Origin of the sequence: Microcoleus sp. CZ3-B2, from assembly GCF_036705055.1 — a bacterium.
Taxonomy (GTDB): Bacteria; Cyanobacteriota; Cyanobacteriia; order Cyanobacteriales; family Microcoleaceae; genus Microcoleus.
Map to the genome: position 1 here is coordinate 1 of NZ_JAUBTN010000091.1, position 19,948 is coordinate 19,948.

Consider the following 19,948-nt stretch of genomic DNA (forward strand, 5'->3'; position numbering starts at 1 on the left):
GTTTTTAAGCAACAGCTTGCCTGAGATTCAAAGGTGGCTACTTTTAGCTACGCTTATTTTTTAGTCTAAACTACAGTGATTATGCTCGCGATTTGTCGAATTTTGAAACAGTTGCCTAAGAAGTTTAAGATTGTTTATTGACAATGCGTTCCTAAGTCTATTATTCAAATCCTTCGCGATAACGAACATGAAGTTTTTGTATTGGGAGATTACATTCCAATTGAATCTCCAGATACTATTGTCATTGCCAAAGCTCAGGAATTAAATACCATACTTGTTTCTCTCAATGGAGAATTCGCAGATATTGTGACTTATCCGCCAAGTTCATATCAAGGAATCATTTCTCTTCAATTGAGAAATCACCCGGAAATAATTCCTCAGTTGATGCCAAGGCTAACAGAATACTTATCATTGCACGATAGTGAGGAGCATTATCGAGGTAAATTACTACTGGTAGAAGTTTAGAGAATTCGCATTCGAGAGTAAAAAATGATAGCGAGATCCCTTTTTTCCCGAAATAACTAAAAGGGATCTCGGCTTTCTCATCCCGAATCCCAAAGTGCGATCGCCCTTATCGAACTTTTATTCCCCTCACATTCCTAAGCAACTGCAAGTTCATATTACAGAACTAAAATTTCATCTGCTTTCAAAATAGCCATAGCATATTCAATCCCTTAACTATCAGACAACTCCACTAAATACTGACCTTTTTTTCTGTATCATACACTTCAACAACAGTTCCCACAAGTCCTACTGGTAAACTAGAAAGCAATTCTCTGGACGGGTAAAGCAATGATTTATCGCTTCACTTACCCGCCCCAAACTAACATTCACGCCCTACTTATACCTTAACTTCCCCCCGCTAAACTCAGAAGCAACAATCATCGAGCCAATCCCTGCATCCGTGAATATTTCTTGCAGCAAAGCATGAGGAATTCGCCCGTCAATAATGTGAGCGCCCTTCACACCCTGAGCCAAACTTCGCACACAACAATTAACCTTCGGAATCATCCCCCCAGACACAACTCCCGACTCAACTAACTGTCTCGCTTCTTGAATATCCAACTTAGCAATCAGACTCTCCGGCTTGTGATAATCCTCCAAAATTCCCGCAGTATCAGTCATCAAAATCAATTTTTCTGCTCCCAAACCAGCGGCAATTTCCCCAGCCACTGTGTCAGCATTAATGTTGTAAGATTGACCGAACTGATCCGCCGCCACGCTCGACACCACCGGAATATAACCGCTGTTCACCAAAGACTCCAAAATATTGACTTCCACGCCGCTAACTTCACCAACAAACCCAATTCCCTCGCGGCCATCTGGACGAGCTTGAATCAGATTCGCATCCTTGCCGCACAATCCCACTGCTTTGCCGCCAGCTTGGTTGATTAACGAAACAATTTCCTTATTTACTTTCCCCACCAAAACCATTTCTACGACTTCCATTGTCGCTGCATCAGTTACTCGCAAACCATCCTTAAATTGGGGCTCAATTCCCAATTTTTCCAGCCAAATATTAATTTCCGGGCCGCCGCCGTGAACGACAACCGGACGCATCCCCACACAAGCTAGGAGCACAATATCCCGAACTACTTTGTCTTTGAGAGTGCTATCTTTCATCGCCGCACCGCCATATTTGACTACAATTGTGCGGCCGGCAAAGTTTTGAATGTAAGGCAGTGCTTCGGAAAGCACCTCTACTCGATTAGTGTCTGGATTCCTAACAAAATCGCTTTGTTTGAGCATGGGTAATTTACAAAAGACTAAAAACTTAATTCTAAACTTTAATGGCTAAAGCAAATATCAACAGCTACAAAAATCACTTTTTCCCTGGAATTTATCGACGATTGGCCCGATCGCCCTTTTTGAGAGCTATCCTCATAATTATCATAGGTTTTTTTAATGATATAGCTTGAAATTTTGTCTTATAACTTATAAAATTCTTGGTAAAGTCAAGAAATGTATTGTTATCCTTGATTTACTTAACCTTATATGTTAACTGCTGTCGCCCCCAATTCCGAAAACCCTCAGTACACGCTACCATCAGAGGCTGACTCGTCCCCCCGAATGACGGTATTTTGCGATTTAGACGGGCCGATTGTCGATGTGTCCGATCGCTACTACAGCACTTACAAACAGGGATTAGCCGACACTCAAGCAGCCTGTAGCGAGCGAGGAATCAGCCTCAACCTGCAAATCCTCAGCAAACAGCAGTTTTGGCAAATGAAACAAAATCGAGTCCCCGATGCTGAAATAGCCAAATCTTCCGGCTTGTCGGGAGCAGAAATTCAGGTTTTTCTCGGATGCGTGAGTCGGATTGTCAATCAGCCAGACTTGTTGCACCTAGATCGCCTTCAGCCGGGAGTGCAATGGGCGATCGCGCTTTTGCACTCCCGCGGCGTGCGACTTATTTTAGTCACCCTGCGGCCGAGACATCAAGCCGTTCAACTGTTGCAAAATTACGGTTTAGCCAGACTGTTTACCAGCATTCGCGGCACTCAAATGCCGGATGCTGCCTACCACAACTATACAGCCTTAAAAACCGAATTGTTAGCTGAAGTTGCCGAAGAATTTGAGTCATCTCTCGGTTCGGCTTGGATGATCGGAGATACCGAAGCAGATATCCTCGCGGGACAAGCATTGGGAATACCTACAATTGCCGTTACCTGCGGCATTCGCAGCCGCCATCAACTGCAAAAACACCAGCCTAATTTCATTCTCAGCGACTTGATTATTGCCGTTCATCACTTATTAGGAGCGGCCCCAAAGGCGATCGTTGAGTGACAACAGTTGACTGTTGACTGTTGACTGTTAACTGTTAACTGTTGACTGTTGACTGTTGACTGTTATTTGTTAGTTGTTATTGGGAATTGAGAAGTGGGCGGAGCGAAGCGGAGGGATTGGGAATTCGTAGCAAGTAACCAATAACCAATAACCAATAACCAATAACCAATGACTAATGACTAATGACTAATGACTACTGACTACTAACTACTGACTACTGACTAACTAAGATTTTTCTAAACTCCTAGTCATTTCCCACAAGTGATTGAGGGGAAAATAAATCACCGGAGCCCAAAGACTGCTGAGAATAGCAGAACACAAAGCCACTCGCTGGTGATCGCTCCAAATTTCTACTAAAGCCCGATCGCCCACAGCCAAAAATTGCAGCCCCATCACCGTTTCCGCCACCACCGCCATCCCAAACACAATTAGCGCGATCGGAATCGGATCTCTCTCCACAATATCCGCCGGAATCGACCAGGTTTTGAGCAAAACAACCGTTAAGACTCCTACAATAACTAGACTCACAGCGTGGCTAGGATGAGGAGCAGTCATCGCATCTTGAAGAAACCCCAAAACCACGCCCATGCTAGCGGCTCCCCAAACTGTACGTTTCCGCTTAATACTCCAAGCTACCAACCAAATTAACAGCCAGTTAGGGCTAATTCCCAGCAATTCCATTCCCGGCATCCGAGTGGGCAATATTAGTAAGCACAGCAGTACAGAAACAAATGTAACGCCAAAGTTGAGAAATTTGCGCGATCGCCCAAACATTCTAGATAAAGCCTTCATTACTGCTTTTCTCCCCCATTCGGCGCAGAAGATTCACCAGCAGCATTCTTTTGTTCAACTTCCTTAGAGTGAGGGTAAATCACCGCCCATTCCAGAGAATTCATCGGTGCAGAAAACTCAACAACAGCTTCAGGAGCCGGAGTTTTATTCATATCCACGGAAACGATTTTTCCCACCGGCAAACCAGCAGGGAACAACTGACTGAAAGAAGAAGTTGAAACCACATCCCCAGGCTTGACATTGGGAACATTATCAAAAAACTCCATTACAGCCTGATTTCCGCCTTTACCCCGCATAAAACCCATGTTGCGACTGCGAGTAATTCCCACACCCAATTGACTCGTAGGATCGCTGACTAAAAGCACCAAGCTAGTATTACGAGTAACGCTGACAACCCGACCTACCAAACCGCCAGGGCCCATCACAGTAAAATCTGTTTTTATGCCATCATTACTGCCGCGTCCCAAAGTAATTTGCTGCCACCAGTGGTCAGCGCTGCGGCCGACAATAGGAGCGACAATTCCTTTAGGTTTCTTAGCAGAAACATAACCTAAAAGATCTTTTAGTTTTTGATTTTGAGCTTCCGATTCTAATAGCCGCGCTTGCAATTCTTGAGTCCGCGCCGAGATGAGTTGCTCTTGTCCCGAGCCGTTGGCTTGAAAAGGACGAGACACCCAATTGTAAACTTCAAACAGTGGAGCACCTTGTGTTTGTCTAACTCCCCAAGCAGCAGTTACAGCTAAACCTAAAAGAGCTATTGGTAGACGCAGATCCCACCACCTGCGGATTGTGTTTTTTAGCATAATCTCAGTAATGTAAAATTGTTATGTCAGGATTTTAGATTTGAGATGGCAGCCCTATTTCTAAATCCAAAATCCCAAATTTGTTAACTACATATTGCGCGACGACTGCCCGCTGAAAACCCGTTCCAACTGTTTATTTTCCAAGACCCTACCAGTGCCCAAAACCACGCAGCACAGGGGATCGGCTGCCACGTGAGTGACAATTCCTGTTTCGTGACTGATCAGAGTATCTAAACCTTTCATCAGCGCCCCGCCGCCGGCCAGCATAATTCCCCTGTCAATAATATCTGCTGCTAATTCTGGGGGAGTGCGTTCCAAAGTACGCTTGACAGCTTCCACAATTACTGAAAGCGGTTCCGACATACTTTCGCGAATTTCTGGGCCTTTGATCGTAACAGTTCGCGGCAGACCGGAGAGCAAGTGCAAGCCCCGCACTTCCATAATTACGTCGTCATCCTCAGTCGTCGGATATGCAGAGCCCACTTGAATTTTAATTTCTTCAGCAGTGCGTTCGCCGATGACCAAATTGTGAACTTTTTTCATGTATTGGACGATCGACTCATTGAGTTCGTCACCCGCTACCCGCACAGACTCGCTGATTACCGTACCTTGCAAGCTCAAAACCGCAACTTCCGTCGTACCCCCGCCGATATCTATAATCATATTGCCAGTCGCCTCAGCAACAGGCAGTCCGGCCCCGATCGCCGCAGCGATAGGTTCATCAATTAAACGTACTTCTCTAGCACCGGCCTGAGTTGCCGCCTCAATGACAGCACGCCTCTCCACTCCGGTGACACCGCTGGGGATGCCAATAATTATCCGGGGCGAAACGATGGTTCGCCCTTCGTGAACCCTGCGGATAAAAGTCTTGAGCATGAGTTCGGCAGTATCGAAGTCTGCGATTACCCCGTCGCGCAGCGGGCGCAGTGCTATGACATTCCCTGGCGTGCGCCCGAGCATTTTTTTAGCATCTTCTCCGACAGCCAGCGGTATTTTTAAGTCTTGGTCGATCGCCACTACAGACGGTTCTTGCAGAACAATACCTTTGCCGGATACATAAACGAGCGTGTTAGCAGTACCGAGGTCGATACCCATATCTCTAGATAAGGAAAATCGATTGAGAAGACCCACTGATTTGTACCCCCCCCCAAACTAAAATACTAATGTGTGCAATAATGTTGTTACAAAAGTGTAACCGAGGTGGATTCTATTACGTTTTTCATTCTGAGTCTAGTCAGAAACGTACATTGTCGATCGCGAGTTGAGTGAAGACTCGCCAATCATCCACAATCAATATGTTCTGGTAAGTGGGTGTAAAATCAGGATGAAGCCCTGATTCGCGCTGTTACAAGTTAAGCTGGCAGACGATCGCGAGTCCAGGAGAGTTTAACTACACCACCAATCGAGCACATTCCCGAAAAAGTTTATGAGTCTTAATGTTGTGACTTTAGTAGGCCGCGTCGGCGGCGACCCGGACGTAAAATATTTTGAGTCGGGTACAGTTAAGTGCAAGTTGACGCTGGCAGTGAGAAGACGATCGCGCAATAACGACGAACCAGACTGGTTTACTCTAGAAATCTGGGGCAAAACAGCGCAGATTGCTGCTGATTACGTTCGCAAAGGCGCTCAAATTGGGGTGACAGGCTCTTTGAAGTTCGATCGCTGGCAAGATCGCAGTACAGGAGCTAATCGCTCAATGCCAGTAATTAGAGTAGACCAGTTAGACTTGCTGGGTTCCAAGCGCGACAACGAGTCGGGTATGTCGCAACAAAACAGCGAATTCTAGTGTTTGAGGAATTTGGCAACTAATATTTGTGAATTGGGTGGCGGCTGGTGACTTCCGAAAAGTTAGAAATTGTTCAAACAGAGTATCAAGCTGGCCGAGTAGCTTTTGAGAGCGGCCGCTACGCTCGATCCGTCGAGAGTTTAGAAACAGCGATGGGTTTGGTCGATCGCAATTCCCCGTTGGGCGGCGAAGTGCAGATGTGGCTGGTGACGGCCTACGAAGCCTCTGGCGATACAGAAAGGGCGATCGACCTTTGCCGCAAACTCACCCGCCATCCCCGCCAAGAAACCCGCCAGCAAGCCAAGCGCTTGCTATTCATACTCGAAGCCCCCAAACTCACCATCCCTCCCGAATGGATGGTGAAAATCCCCGATTTAGCAGCTTTGGATGAAAATCAATCAATCAGTTTTCAGGCCAATCCCAAGGCTGATATCAAGTACGCCAAACCCAAATTAGTTGCACCGGAACCTGTTGATTTGAGCCAGGTTAATACGAAAGATAATCAGTTTATTTGGGTGGCATTAATTGCAACAATTATAATTTTTTGCTCTTTAGTATGGCTAAGTTAGGCTAACTTCTACTTAATGTAAACAACCCTAAGCCAGCCACGCTTAGCGCATTTCAATACTTGACAATCGTTTACATAGTTGCTTTTTACAGGGCCTATCTACTTAAACGGTGAAAAAATATTCATTTCCAACCCTTAGCAAGGGGTTGCTATTGCTGAGTGTAAAAAATTGTATCAAAATTCAGCATTTCCGATCGTCCATGACAAAATAGGCAGCAACAGTTCGATCTATCGCTCAGGGTTATTTTTTGTCCCGTAATGGCAACATTACTTGCCAAAGCTTCTTAAGGATGCCATTATCACCTGGACTTTTCAAAAAAATTCCCCTACAAATACTACTAATTGTTCCATTTGTTGTCCAAACAGTTGGAGCAGTGGCTGTTGTTGGTTATCTTTCCTATAGAAACGGTCAAAAAGCAGTAAATGATGTAGCTACTCAGTTGCGGAATGATACTAGCGATCGCATCAAGGAAAATCTAACTTATTTGGTGGCTATTCCTTTTCAATGCTTTGAAAACTATGATACAGCCCTGAGCCAAAACCGCATCGATCTTAATAATGGGAGAGACGTAGAGAAGTTTCTATGGGGACAACTCCCTGCCTTTCCCCTTGTTGCTGCCGCAGCTTTTGTTACCCCCAATCAAGAGTTTTTTGCTGGTGAGCGGCAGGATGATGGCGCGATCGTCATCCGTACTTCGGAGGTAGAAAATAACCACACTTTGACTACCTATACCGCCAGTCCAGAAGGGGAACGCCGAGAAATTATCAACGCCGGGAAACCTAACTTTGACCCCCGCAACCGCCCCTACTATAAAATTCCAGTCCAGCAAAAACAAGCTGTTTGGGCAAAACTGTATCCTCACATTACAGGTAAATACCTATATATTGCGGCGGGCAAACCCATATATACCCAGACTGGAGATCTCCAAGGAGTGTGGATGACCAGCTTAAATCTAATAATGTTTGGGGATTTTTTAAGCCAACTCAAAATCGGTAAAACTGGGCAAAGTTTTATTCTGGAACGTTCTGGAGAAATGATTGCCACCTCTACAGGGGAAAAGCCCTTTCAATATTACCCAGACAAGGTTGTCCAACTGCCAGAGCAACGAATTGAACGACTCAAGGTTGTCAATAGTAGCAATGTCATCACCCAAAAAGCAAGTCAAGCTTTACTAGAGCAGTTTCAGGATTTTCAAAATATCTATGCACCTCATCAACTGAAATTTGCCGTCGATGGTAAAAATTATTTTGTCCGAGTCGATCCTTTTCGAGATGGTAAAGGTATTGACTGGTTGGTGGTGGTCACTATTCCAGAAGCAGACTTTATGAATCAGATTTATGCCAATACTCAGACTACAATCCTGCTCTGTTTAGCAACTTTGATTTTGGCAATTTTGTTGGGTATTCTGACCGCTCGCCGGATTATCCGTCCTGTGGAGCGGATAACTACTGCTTCGGAAGCGATCGCCAAGGGCAATCTCAACCAACAAGTCGAAGTTAGTTCCATCGTTGAACTTGGCAAATTAGCCAACGTTTTTAACGGCATGACCCAACAACTGAAGGATTCTCTAGATGCCCTCCATTTGGCAAAGGTCGAGTTGGAAGATAGAGTGGAGCAAAGAACAGGAGAACTGCGCCAAGAAAAAGAAAGGTCAGAACAATTACTTTTGAATATCTTACCTGCGGAAATTGCCGATCGCCTCATGCGAACTAATGAATCCCCTGCTGAACATTTTGAAGAAGCCACGATTTTGTTTGCGGATATCGTAGGTTTTACTGGGATCTCGGCTCGCATAGAGCCGATGCAATTGGTAGCAGGTTTGAACCAAATTTTCTCTGCCTTCGATCAACTCACTGAAAAGTATGGTTTAGAGAAAATTAAAACCATTGGGGATGCCTACATGGTAGTTGGTGGTTTACCCGTTTCTCGAACGGATCATGCCGAAGCGATCGCCAACATGGCGTTGGATATGCACGCCTATATGCAAGAGGTGGAGAATATTTTTGGGGAATCTCTACAAATTCGGATCGGGATTAATACCGGGCCTGTAATTGCGGGAGTAATTGGGATTAAGAAATTTATCTATGACCTCTGGGGTGATGCGGTGAATATCGCCTCAAGGATGGAATCCCACGGTAAACCGGGATACATTCAAGTCTCCGATGCGACTTATCTCAAATTACAGCATAAATACTTACTAGAGCCAAGGGGTACGATCCAGGTCAAGGGAAGAGGAGAAATGATGACCTATTGGCTTTTGGGTCGGGGGCGATGAATATTAGCCACTAGCACTCGATAGGTGAATAACTGTTAACTTGTTCTTCCAGCCAGGGAAAAGTTTTGGCGCTATAAAATGCTTCGGAAAATGAAGGTGACAAGCGATGGATGGTTTTACGCGCGGGTGTCGAGAAACCGGGTTTTTATGACAAGACTTCGCTGTAGCCGACAGATTCGCGAAAAAACCCGGTTTCTAAGTCTTTGCGAGTTCTGGCCACACCCAAAATCAAAGCAACCGGGTTTTTCGCAGTTTTTCGGTGGGGTATCGATGTTTTTGGAAAAAAGCCGGTTTCTGGCCACACCCAAAATCGCTAAAATAAAACAAAGACCAACCTCAAAGGCGATTATTGTGAGCGATTCCACCATAGAACAGATATTGAAATTGGCAAGTCAGCGAGCCTCGGCCGCTGAAGTATACTACCTGTCGAGTCAAGACACGCCGATCGAATTTGAAAACAATCGCCTCAAATCCCTGCAAACCAAAGCACTGCAAGGCGTAGCACTCCGGCTAATTTACCAAGGCAAAATCGGCTTTGCTAGTTCCACAGACTTAACCCGGATAGACGATTTAGTCGATGCAGCGATTCAAACAGCCGAAATCGGCGATCCGGCCGAATTTGAACTCGCCTCCAACTTCCACCTAAAAGGCCCGGAAACCACCTACACTCCGCCCACAACTGCCGAATTAGTCGAAAACGGCAAAAACCTCATTGAGCAAGTTCACGCCTACAATCCCGATATTATGGTAGATGTAGGCTTTCACGTCCGCAGCGGCCGCGTCAAAATTGCCACGACGCGAGATGTGTATGCCGAAAGAAGCAGCCAAATAGTCAGCGGGACGATCGCCGGAAATTTGGTCAAAGGAGAAGACTTTATGCAAGCATACAGTTACGAAGTCGCGCGCGATCGGGCCCTGGACACCAACAGCATCCTCCAATCACTCCTCGAAAAATACCGCCTCGCCGAACATCGGGCCACCATCGCCAGCGGTTCCTACCCAGTATTGTTCACCCCCAGAGCCGCCGCCAGCACATTAGGCAGCCTCTTTGATACCATCCTTTCAGGTCAAACCGTAGTTCAAAAAGCCTCTCCCCTAGCCGACAAAATCGGCGAAACCTTATTTGACGAACGCTTCACCTTTTTTGAAGACCCAACTTTAGGCCCTTCCGCCTGTCCCTTCGACGACGAAGGTACGCCCACCACCCGCAAAACCTTAATTGAAAAAGGCACCGTCACCGGATTTTATTGGGATCGCAGGTGGGCCGCCCGCGCCGGTGTACAATCAACCGGCAACGGTTTTCGCGGTGGATTGTCGCGCCCAGGCCCTGATTTGACTAACTTCTGCATTTCCCCAGGAAACACCAGCATCCAAGACTTGATTGCTAGCATGGACGAAGGTCTAATAGTAGAGCAAGTTTTAGGTGCCGGTCAATCCAATCAATTAGCAGGAGAATTTTCAGTCAATTTAGACTTAGGCTATAAAGTAGAAAAAGGCAAAATAGTCGGTCGCGTCAAGAATACAATGGTCGCAGGCAGCATTTTTGAAGCCTTTAAAAATTTGGCAGATTTGAGCAGCGAAGCCGAATGGGTAGGCGGTGCGGCATATTTGCCGAGTATGCTGTTTCAACAGTTGGGTGTCGCTTCAAGGCAATAAGTTGAGTGCTCCTAGAAAAACTTTTGCCATAAAAATGTTATGACGCTTGGCCCCAAAAACCCGGTTTCTGCCAAAAACCGTCGGTGAAATCGCCAATACTGTTAAGAAACCGGGTTTTTATTCCGCAGTGCGTAATATCGTTTCCGGTTGCATCGGAATGATGTTAACCGTCAACAGTCAACTGTTAACAGTCAACAGTCAACAGTGAATTTACTATTCCGATGAAGAGAGGATTTGATATAAGTCGAGAGTTGTCAGAAAAAAACAGAAACTGTGTCGGCAAATTATCGCTTTGCTAAGTCATGCAAATAGGAAAAAACAGGGAAAAGGTACAATGAAAGAGCAAAATGTCAAGGATGGAACTGGGAAGAAGAAAAAGCACTTTTTCTTTCTTTTACCTTTTGTTCTTTGCCTTTTAACTCTAGTGACTGGATGTGTTCAGTACGATGTCGGAGTCAACTTTCAAAGTCAAACTCGCGGCGAAATTGTCCAGCACATTAAACTGGGGGAAAAGTTGACCAGCTTCAGCAGCGAAACTGTTGGAGATTGGTTAAACAGCGTAGAACAGCGGGTGAGGTTGCTGAACGGAAAAACTAAACGGCTTTCCGAGACAGAAGTTATGGTGACTATTCCTTTTAATAATGGAGCCGAGTTACAAAACAAGTTCAACAAATTCTACAATCCGATCGCACAAACCACCAAAAATCCTCCCGTCGCAAGTAAGCTAGAAACCGATTTACCGAAGTTTGAATCTCACATGGATGTCAAGCAGAATAATTTGTTATTGGTGCTGCGAAATCGGTTGAGTTTGGAATTGGATTTGCGCTCTCTTTCTCTGCTTTCCTCAAACGGCAGTTTGCTGCTGAGTCCGGGGGGGCTTTTGGAGCTAGAATTTAGCTTGAACACGCCTTGGGGCGCAGAAAGTATGGAAACTGTAGCCGGTGCGCTCGTACCCGAAATTTACCGCGAAGGAAAGCAGTTAGTTTGGAAGCTCAAACCAGGGGAAATTAACTATTTGGAGGCGACATTCTGGATTCCGAGCCCCGTAGGGATTGGGGCGTTAATTATTGCCTTATTTGTGGCGGCGGGTATTGCTTTGAAATATCAAATATTGCCAGGACTCGGAATCGGCAAGAAACCGCAAAACCTCGGCCAAACCTAAAGAGGATATATTTGATCTGGGCGAGTCATATCGTGTCCGGTTGATTACCATAACAAAAACGGTTCGTAGTGCGGACGACCGTCCGCTCTTAAGTTACGGACGCTGACTGATGTACTGCGAACTTTACTTAGGACAATACTTCGGACAGTTTTAGGCACGATCGAATATCTGAAACCCATGCTGGCTAAAGTGTGGACTATTTTTTCTAAGTTTAAGTTGAGCCTTAAGTTTGAAAAAAAGATTAAAAATGTGAAGACTTGCACTGTAAAGCTTCCAGAGGCTTTAAAAAACTGTCCGAAGTATTGCTTAGGATAGAAAACTTAATAACTTAAGCACCTCCTACAGTTTTCTTTCCTGCAAGTTGCGAGATAATAAGGAGGTAGATCCTCTGGATTTGCATTACCAGGCTCTTCCTGGGAACGAGCCAATTTAGGATAAAAAAAACGGTTTTTTTCTGGGTAAATGTATCAGTTTAAAATCTAAAACTTGTTCGCTCGCGAAGTCAGATCAATTCCGGTTGCACTCATACATGATGTTAACAGTCAACAGTCAACAGTTAACAGTCAACGGTCAACAGTTAACAGTTAACAGTTAACAGTGAATTTACTATTCCGATGCCAACGGATTTGATATCAAAGAATCTAAAATCTAAAATCTAAAATTTAATGGTTGTTTCCAGAGACCAAAATGGTTTAGAAACGATTTCTGAGGGAATCGCAATTTTAATTGATTTGGCAGAACGGGGAGAAATCAATCCTTGGGACGTGCAAGTCATTGAAGTGTTCGATCGATGTTTGAGCAAACTGACAAACGCCTGCGATGCCGATAGGGGTACGGATTTCTCCGATTTGTCCCACTCGGGTCAAGCGTTTTTGTACGCTTCAATGCTGGTGCTGCTCAAAGCAGAAAGTATCGTTCTCTCTGAACCCCCCGCAAATCCTGAATTCGACGAGGCCGCGCTAGAAGACTCAGAGCATTCGGGAGGGCGACATTTGCCGCAGCATTTGGAGCGACAATTGCGCCGTCGCGGTGTCGCTCAACTCCCACAAAAACGCCCGGTGACTCTCCCGGAACTAATCGAGCAGTTGCAGCTTATGAAAGCAGCAATGGAGCAGACAGTTGCTCCTCGCCGCCGCCCGACCTCAAAAATGCGATCGCAAGCAGCCCAGGCTATTTTTGAGCTAGCTCACCAAGAAAATCTTGTGGAAACTGCTAGCGAACTAGAACGGCTTCTGACAGGGCGCGGGTCTGAAATTGATGAGGGCTGGCTCGACTTGGAAGAACTTCTGGAACTTTGGCGCCATCACGATTTGCACTCTCCTGTTGACGCCGAGTCCCCGCTATCGACTGGGGAAGTTCACTTGCCAAATCATGACCGTGTGGGTGTTTTTTGGGCGTTATTGTTGCTGTCGGCTCAGTCTAAAGTAGAGTTGCTTCAAGAGGAGTTTTACCAAGACCTCAAAATCCGGCCGCTGTGAACTGAAACGGCATGGTAGTCAACCGGGGAAACCAATAACTCTCCCCCTGCGTCGGTTAAGACTTTAGGCAGAACCTTGCTCGCCGATATTCTAAGGCTGAGTATGAAACGCGGACAGCCCGATTGCGAAGTTCTGGTTAATTCTCGATTCCTGATTTTTTAAATCTAGTAAATAGGGAATAAATCATTAATAGCCTGGTACGATGTCGCCTATAAACAAGTCGGGATTGTGCTGCGATCGCACCGATCGCGATCGCAACCGCTAGCATCTAAGTGTTGAGTTGATATCAATTAATAGAGGGTTGAGGAAGTTAATAATGAAAGCGATGATTCTGGCGGCCGGTAAAGGCACTCGCGTCCGTCCCATTACTCAGACAATACCCAAACCGATGATTCCGATCCTGCAAAAGCCAGTGATGGAATTTTTGGTTGAATTGCTCCGCCAGCATGGGTTCGATCAGATTATGGTCAATGTTTCTCACTTGGCCGACGTGATTGAGAACTATTTCCGAGACGGTCAAAAGTTTGGGGTACAAATTGGCTATTCTTTTGAAGGCCGGATTGAAGACGGAAAAATGATTGGAGAAGCCATCGGTTCGGCTGGCGGCATGAAACGGATTCAGGATTTTTCACCGTTTTTTGATGATACTTTTGTGGTGCTGTGCGGGGACGCTTTGATTGACTTGGACTTGACTGCTGCTGTGAAGTGGCACCGGGAAAAAGGGGCGATCGCTACTATTGTGATGAAATCTGTTCCTCGGGAACAAGTTCCCAGTTACGGAGTGGTGGTGACAGACGATTCTGGCAGAATTAAAGCTTTTCAAGAAAAACCTTCTGTAGAAGAAGCTCTGAGTACCGACATCAATACTGGGATTTATATTTTTGAACCGGAAATATTCAATTACATCCCTTCGGGTAAAGAGTACGATATCGGTTCCGAGTTATTCCCCGCGCTAGTAGAAGCAGGGGCTCCGTTTTACGGAATTAGCATGGACTTTGAGTGGGTGGATATTGGCAAAGTTCCTGACTATTGGCGGGCAATTCAGAGCGTGCTGTTGGGAGAAATTAAAAATGTTTCAATTCCGGGAATTGAAGTGCGCCCCGGCGTTTACGCTGGTTTGAATGTGGCTGTGAACTGGGATAAGGTTGATATTACCGGGCCTGTTTACATTGGCGGGATGACCATTATTGAGGATGGAGCAAAAATTGTGGGCCCGACAATGATCGGCCCAAATTGTTGGGTGTGCAGCGGGGCGACTGTGCAAAACAGTGTGATTTTTGAGTATTCCCGTTTAGGCCCAGAGGTGCGGTTGATTGACAAACTGGTGTTCGGGCGCTATTGCGTTGACAAAACCGGAGCTGCGATCGATTTGCAAGAAGCGGCGCTCGATTGGCTGATTACTGACGCTCGCCAAGTTTTGCCTACTCAACACGGAGAAGAGCGGCGGGCGATCGCAGCAATTCTCGGTAATCTTTAATAATTGGTATAGCCTTTCGAGCGTAACATGAGGTGCTAGGAGTGGGCATAGGCCTCCGTGGCCTCCGTGGGCATACCTCACCACGCGATCGAACCGCCATAGTGGGTATTTTCTAAAGGTAAGGTGCTGGTAACGAGTAAAAATCGTTTGTAGTGAGGACTTTAGTCCGTAAAACGCGAACTAAAGTCCGCACTACAAACCGATCGATCGGACGCGATATGATTAATTACGACTGAAGATAGGTGTACTGGCCCAGACTTCGTTCGTAATTTTGCAGCAAAAGTTGGGCTTCAGAAAGAGTAATTTTATTTTGCTGCAAAGCTGCTTCTGTCTGACGGCGGATGCTTTCAACCAAGCTTTCTGAATCGTACTGTACGTAGCTGAGGACTTCTTTCATAGTGTCTCCTTTCACTACGTGTTCGATATGATAGCCAGAAGGCGTTAGCTGAATATGAACTGTATTTGCATCGCCGAATAAGTTGTGAAGGTTGCCCATAATTTCTTGATAAGCACCTCCCAAAAATAGCGCTAAATAGTAAGGTTCTCCCGGCTTGAGAGTATGCAGTTCCAAAACCGACTTGATATCTCGCAAATCGATAAATTGGTCGATTTTACCGTCGCTGTCGCAGGTTATATCGGCTAAAATACCGCGCGCAGTAGGTTCTTCGTCGAGTCGGTTAAGGGGCATAATTGGGAACAATTGATTGATTGCCCAACTGTCTGGTACTGACTGGAAAACAGATAGGTTGATGTAATAAATAGACGCCATCACCTTTTCTAGGTCTTCCAAATCGTCCGAAACGTATTCTTTTTGCCGCGCGATCGCCTGTATTTTATCGCAGCAAGCCCAGTACAACTGTTCGGTTTTTGCCCGTTCCGCAATTCCCAAATAGCCTAAGTTAAATAAACTGACGGCTTCTTCCTTAAATTGGATCGCATCGTGATAGACTTCTTGGTAATTTTCGGGTGTGATTGATTGGTAAATTTCGTAGAGATTGCGCGGAATAAGATGCGCGTTTTTGTCTACTGGTTCTGGTACTTCTCTGGGGACATCGCTAGTACCGAGTACGTTAAAAACTAAAACTGATTGGTGAGATGCGATCGCCCGCCCGCTTTCGCTGATGATAATTGGTACAGGAATTTTCCGCTCGTCGCAGGCATCTTTCACTCCCGCTACTACGTCGTTTGCGTAGTTTTGCATATTGTAGTTTTTGGAAGTGTGGAAATTTGTTTTAGAGCCGTCGTAGTCAACGCCGAGCCCGCCGCCTACGTCCAAGTAGTTCATATTAGCTCCCAATTTAGCTAATTCTACATAAATGTGGCTGGCTTCTCTAATGGCATCTTTGATGACGCTAATTGAGGAAATTTGAGAGCCGATGTGGAAGTGCAGCAACTGCAAACAGTCGAGCATTCCTGCTTGTTCTAGTTCGCCGACGGCGCGGATAATTTCTGGAATTGTCAAGCCAAATTTTGCCCGATCGCCCGTGGAACCTCCCCAGCGGCCAACGCCTTTGGTAGTGAGTTTGGCTCGCACTCCCAAAACAGGTTTAATTTTTAATGCAATGCTGGCGGCAATTGCGAGTCCTACTTCCTCAATTTGCTCCAGCACAATCACGGAAGTTTGCCCTAGCCGCTGCGCCAAAATTGCGGTTTCTATGTATTCGCGGTCTTTGTAACCGTTGCAAATCAACAAAGCGCCAGGGGTTTTCAAAGTCGCCAAAGCGATCATTAATTCTGGTTTTGAGCCGGCTTCCAGTCCGAAGTGATGGGGTTGACCGAAACGCACCAAATCTTGAACTAACTGTCGGTGCTGGTTGCATTTGACTGGAAAGACGCCGCGATAGACATTTTTGTAACTGTAGCGAGCGATTGCTCTGGCAAAACAGGAATTTAAGCGATCGATCCGATCTTCCAAAATATCGGAAAATCGAATCAGCAGGGGCAAAGCTAAATTGCGCTGTTTGAGCGATTCAACCAGTTCGTACAAGTCGAGGGAACCGCCGCGATCGCCCTTGGGAGACACTGTAACGTGACCGGCGGCATTGATGGAAAAATAGGGTTCGCCCCAGCCTTGAATGCGGTATAGTTTCTCGCTATCTTCTATTGTCCAAGATTTTTGTGGCTGTTCAGCAGCCGCTACCAAAGCACCGTCTGAAGGAACCAAACTCGTGACTGTTGGCGTCTGAGTCGATAGCGACTCGGTATCGGAGGAAGCAACGGTAGCTGGGGAGCTCATCTTATTGAAAACCTCGAAATGAGTGGTCAAATAGATAGTCTATCGCAGATATCGGGTTTCCTGATGCAGTGGAAAATTCACTAGGCCCGAGCCGGCCCGCGCCGGCCTGCCCCGGGCATACCTCACCACGCGATCGAACCGCTATATTCAAGCTGTATGTACGCATGGATGTAAACTCGCAAATCCGGTTTCCCAGTTTACGTGCGCCACGAGTGCTGTCAGGCGATCGATCGCCCGACACACTCTAACCAAAAATCACCTCCGGCGGTGCCATGTCAGCCCCCACAATCATCGCCCCGTTATGAGACTTCTTCAAACCCGGCTGAGGCGCTTTTTCTTGGCTCTTCGGAGCCGGCGCAACAGAGGCGGGCGGTTTCACCTGCGGCTCAGGTACTGCATTGGCGCCCGGTACTACAGGTTGCTGTGACAGCCAACCCACACCCCCGATCGCCCCAGCCATCAAAGCGGTGTAACCGAGGTATAAATGCACGGGACGCATTTGAAAGCCGTCGGCTGAATCCGAGTCAGAAACAGACAAATAGGTGTTAGCAATTACGAGACTCGGAGCCGGTTTGGGCAAAGCATTTGCCATCGCGGTGCCGTCTAGTCCCAAGGCATCGCCCAACCTGCGGATAAAACCTCTAACGTAAATATCCTGGGGCAGTTTCTCAATTTCCCCATTTTCGATCGACTCAATATGGTGCAGCGGGACGAGAGTTTGACTGTGGAGTTGTTGGAGGGATAGCGATCGAACTTGTCGCCCCTTGCGTAACTCTATACCCAACTCCCGCAGAGACTCTTCTCGCTGTTCAACTGCGATTGCTGCTTCTTCTTCCTTGGTGAGTTTTTTGGTCTTGTTGAGAAAACCGAACCCCGGAAAGGATTTTGCAGGGGCGATGACAGTTGCTGGTGCAGCCGACTCAACTTTAATTTCGTCTTGAGGCGCTGGTTGCTCTTCTTGTGAAGAGTGATTTTCTGTCTCGCCATCTTCAGTCTCGACCTCGGTTTGGGGGGGCGCTTCCACAGCAGCGTTGCGCCAATAGAACACAGGATCGGGTACTGACGGCTCTAATTCTCTAACCGATAGGGCGGCGGAAGTTGCAGCAGCGAAAGTCTCTTCTACAACTTGGATTTCCGTGTTGTTTGGTTTGCCAAACCTGTCAAATGCCAGCTTGACAGCTTCTCTGCTAACGGCTCTAATTAAAATTTCCGCTGCAGATGCTGCTTCACCCAACATGGTTTGCAAGCTAGCTAGAGCGTGGCTGTAGGTGTCGCTACAGAGGAGTTCAGCTTCTATTTGACCGAGGACAGAACGAAAACTTTCTTGAGAAATTTCAATAGTTGCGTGATCTGTCACCCCAAAATAAGCCTCGGGTTTCAGTGCCATGATGTTTGTGTTGTCTTGCTAGAAGGTATCTGAATAAGTTCTTCGACAGCTTGGCATTGATTCCGGAGGGGGATCGGGGGAGAGGTTCGATCGTTCGGACTTGAGTCCGCATCAATTCGGGAGGAGGATCGGGGGAGAAGTTCGATCGTTCGGACTTGAGTCCGCATCAATTTGGGAGGGCGATCGGGGGAGAAAGAAAGAATTCCCAATTACCGATTACCGATTACAATTTTTTAGATTTTGTGGATGCGATCGAGCAACCAAAGAGTCCCGACAATTCCGACAAAGTGGGCAACCGTGGCGTGAGTATTTGCCAATACCACAAATATGTCCAAAGGCTGAATAAATCTGCTGAAATCGACGGCGGCCCCGAACAAAGCTTGCGGCTGAGCTAGAGATTTGGCTAAAAGCGTGCCGCTGATGGCTTCTGCACCGATCAGCGTCAGCAGCAGTCCTGACAAATTGCCGATCAGAGTCAACTGAACCTGTTTGATGGTGTCTGCTTTTTTAGGGCGGACAGCGCCTGCGGGCGATCGCAGTTGTTTCGACAAGCGAGTGAAACCCCAAGCCCGAAATACGCTGTAACCAAGAACTGCCAGCCCGCAAATTGCAAAAAATACACCGCCACCGGTGCCGGCACTGGTTGAGCGAGCAGCAGCAGTGGCGCTAGGGATGGCGAAGGGGATGGCAAAGAGCAAAATGATCGCCGCTACCACCGCTAGCACTAACTGCACCCAGAAGCAAATCCAGCCTGCTGTACGAAGGGCAAAGGCAACTCGCTGTACGGCTACAGGAGGCTTATCGGTATCTAACTGATTGGTCATATTTTCAGCGGATATAATTAAGTGGCTTGAGTTAGCAGCAGTTTTTTTTAGCGCGGACGGTTGATGGCGGTTAACCCTCTTTATAATGGAAGCAGAAATGTTTAAGATTTGTAACTGACATTCGATTTCACATTTGAACAGCGTCGATCGCAAGGTATATAAAGCAATGGCACAACTACAACCCACCGTCACTCCCAAACTCGAACAACCAAAGTTTGGCTTTAACAGCTACGCGGAACGCCTTAACGGTCGAGCTGCGATGATCGGTTTTTCCCTAACTGTAATTATCGAGTATGTCACAGGGCAGGGGTTGCTGGCCTGGTTAGGTCTCACCTAATTTTAGCAATGGCGCGGTCAGTCGATTTGAGATTTTAGATACTTCGGCTTCGCTCAGCGCAAGTTTTAGATTTTAGATTTGACTCCACAGATTCATTTGGGAGGAGGAACAAAAGTCTAAAATTTGGGGATTTACCCTGAGCTAGCGTCGGGGGCTGATATCAGTTTTTGGGCCCCTCAGCCTCACAGTTGGTCAGGACTGTCACTCGCAAGGGTGTCACCCTGCTGACCGCGACCACTTCGGGAATTGATTAGAATATTAATTAGAACAAGCCCAGTGACTTGTCAATCGAGAAACACCGGTTTAACTATCCAGCCGGGAAGTCCCTCGGTATATTCATTCGGGATGAATCTTCGCGCAGCGCGAAGTACCCCGAATG

16 protein-coding genes and 1 pseudogene are annotated in these 19,948 nt (G+C 46.6%); 10 read left to right on the forward strand and 7 right to left on the reverse strand.

The window, feature by feature from the left end; translation table 11 throughout:
- Positions 1–156: 156 nt before the first annotated feature.
- A pseudogene (locus QUA97_RS26185) lies at positions 157–465 on the forward strand (DUF5615 family PIN-like protein); the annotation flags it as partial.
- 372 nt (positions 466–837) lie between these two features.
- Here QUA97_RS26185 and argB read toward each other — a convergent pair.
- Entirely contained in the window at positions 838–1,749 is a 912-nt protein-coding gene (gene argB, locus QUA97_RS26190) for an acetylglutamate kinase (RefSeq protein WP_194070374.1), read from the reverse strand.
- Positions 1,750–1,995: 246 nt separating this feature from the next.
- Here argB and QUA97_RS26195 point away from each other — a divergent pair, with 246 nt between their 5' ends.
- Positions 1,996–2,787, forward strand: a complete 792-nt coding sequence (locus QUA97_RS26195; RefSeq protein WP_194070373.1) for an HAD family hydrolase — start codon at positions 1,996–1,998, stop codon at positions 2,785–2,787.
- A 225-nt stretch (positions 2,788–3,012) separates the two neighbouring features.
- Here QUA97_RS26195 and mreD read toward each other — a convergent pair whose 3' ends face one another.
- From mreD to QUA97_RS26210, 3 genes are all read right to left on the reverse strand, one after another.
- Positions 3,013–3,579 carry a rod shape-determining protein MreD gene (gene mreD, locus QUA97_RS26200; RefSeq protein ID WP_194070372.1) on the reverse strand — a complete coding sequence of 189 codons (567 nt, stop codon included), beginning with the start codon at positions 3,577–3,579 and terminating at the stop codon, positions 3,013–3,015.
- Positions 3,579–4,382 carry a rod shape-determining protein MreC gene (gene mreC / locus QUA97_RS26205; protein WP_194070371.1) on the reverse strand — a complete coding sequence of 268 codons (804 nt, stop codon included), beginning with the start codon at positions 4,380–4,382 and terminating at the stop codon, positions 3,579–3,581. The genes mreD and mreC overlap by 1 nt, the downstream gene beginning before the upstream one ends.
- An 87-nt stretch (positions 4,383–4,469) precedes the next feature.
- Positions 4,470–5,477, reverse strand: coding sequence for a rod shape-determining protein (locus tag QUA97_RS26210; RefSeq protein ID WP_194070376.1), 1,008 nt, complete (start codon positions 5,475–5,477; stop codon positions 4,470–4,472).
- Between the two features lie 331 nt (positions 5,478–5,808).
- On the opposite strand from QUA97_RS26210, the gene QUA97_RS26215 reads away from it, so the two are divergent.
- The 7 genes from QUA97_RS26215 to QUA97_RS26245 all read left to right on the forward strand — a co-directional run bounded on the left by QUA97_RS26215 (position 5,809) and on the right by QUA97_RS26245 (position 14,785).
- Complete coding sequence (locus QUA97_RS26215; protein ID WP_333197106.1) at positions 5,809–6,168, forward strand: single-stranded DNA-binding protein; 360 nt, start codon at positions 5,809–5,811, stop codon at positions 6,166–6,168.
- 47 nt (positions 6,169–6,215) lie between these two features.
- On the forward strand, positions 6,216–6,737 hold the full coding sequence (locus QUA97_RS26220) for a tetratricopeptide repeat protein (RefSeq protein WP_333197109.1): 522 nt from the start codon (positions 6,216–6,218) through the stop codon (positions 6,735–6,737).
- 289 nt (positions 6,738–7,026) lie between these two features.
- Positions 7,027–9,012 carry an adenylate/guanylate cyclase domain-containing protein gene (locus tag QUA97_RS26225; protein WP_333197112.1) on the forward strand — a complete coding sequence of 662 codons (1,986 nt, stop codon included), beginning with the start codon at positions 7,027–7,029 and terminating at the stop codon, positions 9,010–9,012.
- Positions 9,013–9,363: 351 nt separating this feature from the next.
- Positions 9,364–10,668, forward strand: a complete 1,305-nt coding sequence (locus QUA97_RS26230) for a TldD/PmbA family protein (protein ID WP_333197115.1) — start codon at positions 9,364–9,366, stop codon at positions 10,666–10,668.
- Between the two features lie 334 nt (positions 10,669–11,002).
- Complete coding sequence (locus QUA97_RS26235) at positions 11,003–11,830, forward strand: DUF3153 domain-containing protein (protein WP_333197118.1); 828 nt, start codon at positions 11,003–11,005, stop codon at positions 11,828–11,830.
- Between the two features lie 665 nt (positions 11,831–12,495).
- Entirely contained in the window at positions 12,496–13,308 is an 813-nt protein-coding gene (locus QUA97_RS26240) for a segregation/condensation protein A (RefSeq protein WP_194070366.1), read from the forward strand.
- A 316-nt stretch (positions 13,309–13,624) separates the two neighbouring features.
- Positions 13,625–14,785 carry a sugar phosphate nucleotidyltransferase gene (locus QUA97_RS26245; protein WP_194009059.1) on the forward strand — a complete coding sequence of 387 codons (1,161 nt, stop codon included), beginning with the start codon at positions 13,625–13,627 and terminating at the stop codon, positions 14,783–14,785.
- A 226-nt stretch (positions 14,786–15,011) separates the two neighbouring features.
- Here the strand turns inward: QUA97_RS26245 and speA are convergent, their stop codons facing one another.
- The 3 genes from speA to QUA97_RS26260 form a co-directional block, all read right to left on the reverse strand.
- Positions 15,012–17,021 carry a biosynthetic arginine decarboxylase gene (gene speA / locus QUA97_RS26250; RefSeq protein WP_194070361.1) on the reverse strand — a complete coding sequence of 670 codons (2,010 nt, stop codon included), beginning with the start codon at positions 17,019–17,021 and terminating at the stop codon, positions 15,012–15,014.
- 244 nt (positions 17,022–17,265) lie between these two features.
- Complete coding sequence (locus QUA97_RS26255; protein ID WP_194070359.1) at positions 17,266–18,408, reverse strand: helix-turn-helix domain-containing protein; 1,143 nt, start codon at positions 18,406–18,408, stop codon at positions 17,266–17,268.
- A 233-nt stretch (positions 18,409–18,641) separates the two neighbouring features.
- Positions 18,642–19,232, reverse strand: a complete 591-nt coding sequence (locus tag QUA97_RS26260) for a DUF3611 family protein (RefSeq protein WP_194070357.1) — start codon at positions 19,230–19,232, stop codon at positions 18,642–18,644.
- A gap of 166 nt (positions 19,233–19,398) precedes the next feature.
- Between QUA97_RS26260 and QUA97_RS26265 the strand changes: the two genes are divergently transcribed.
- Positions 19,399–19,569 carry a hypothetical protein gene (locus QUA97_RS26265; protein WP_194009063.1) on the forward strand — a complete coding sequence of 57 codons (171 nt, stop codon included), beginning with the start codon at positions 19,399–19,401 and terminating at the stop codon, positions 19,567–19,569.
- The last annotated feature ends 379 nt before the right edge of the window (positions 19,570–19,948 follow it).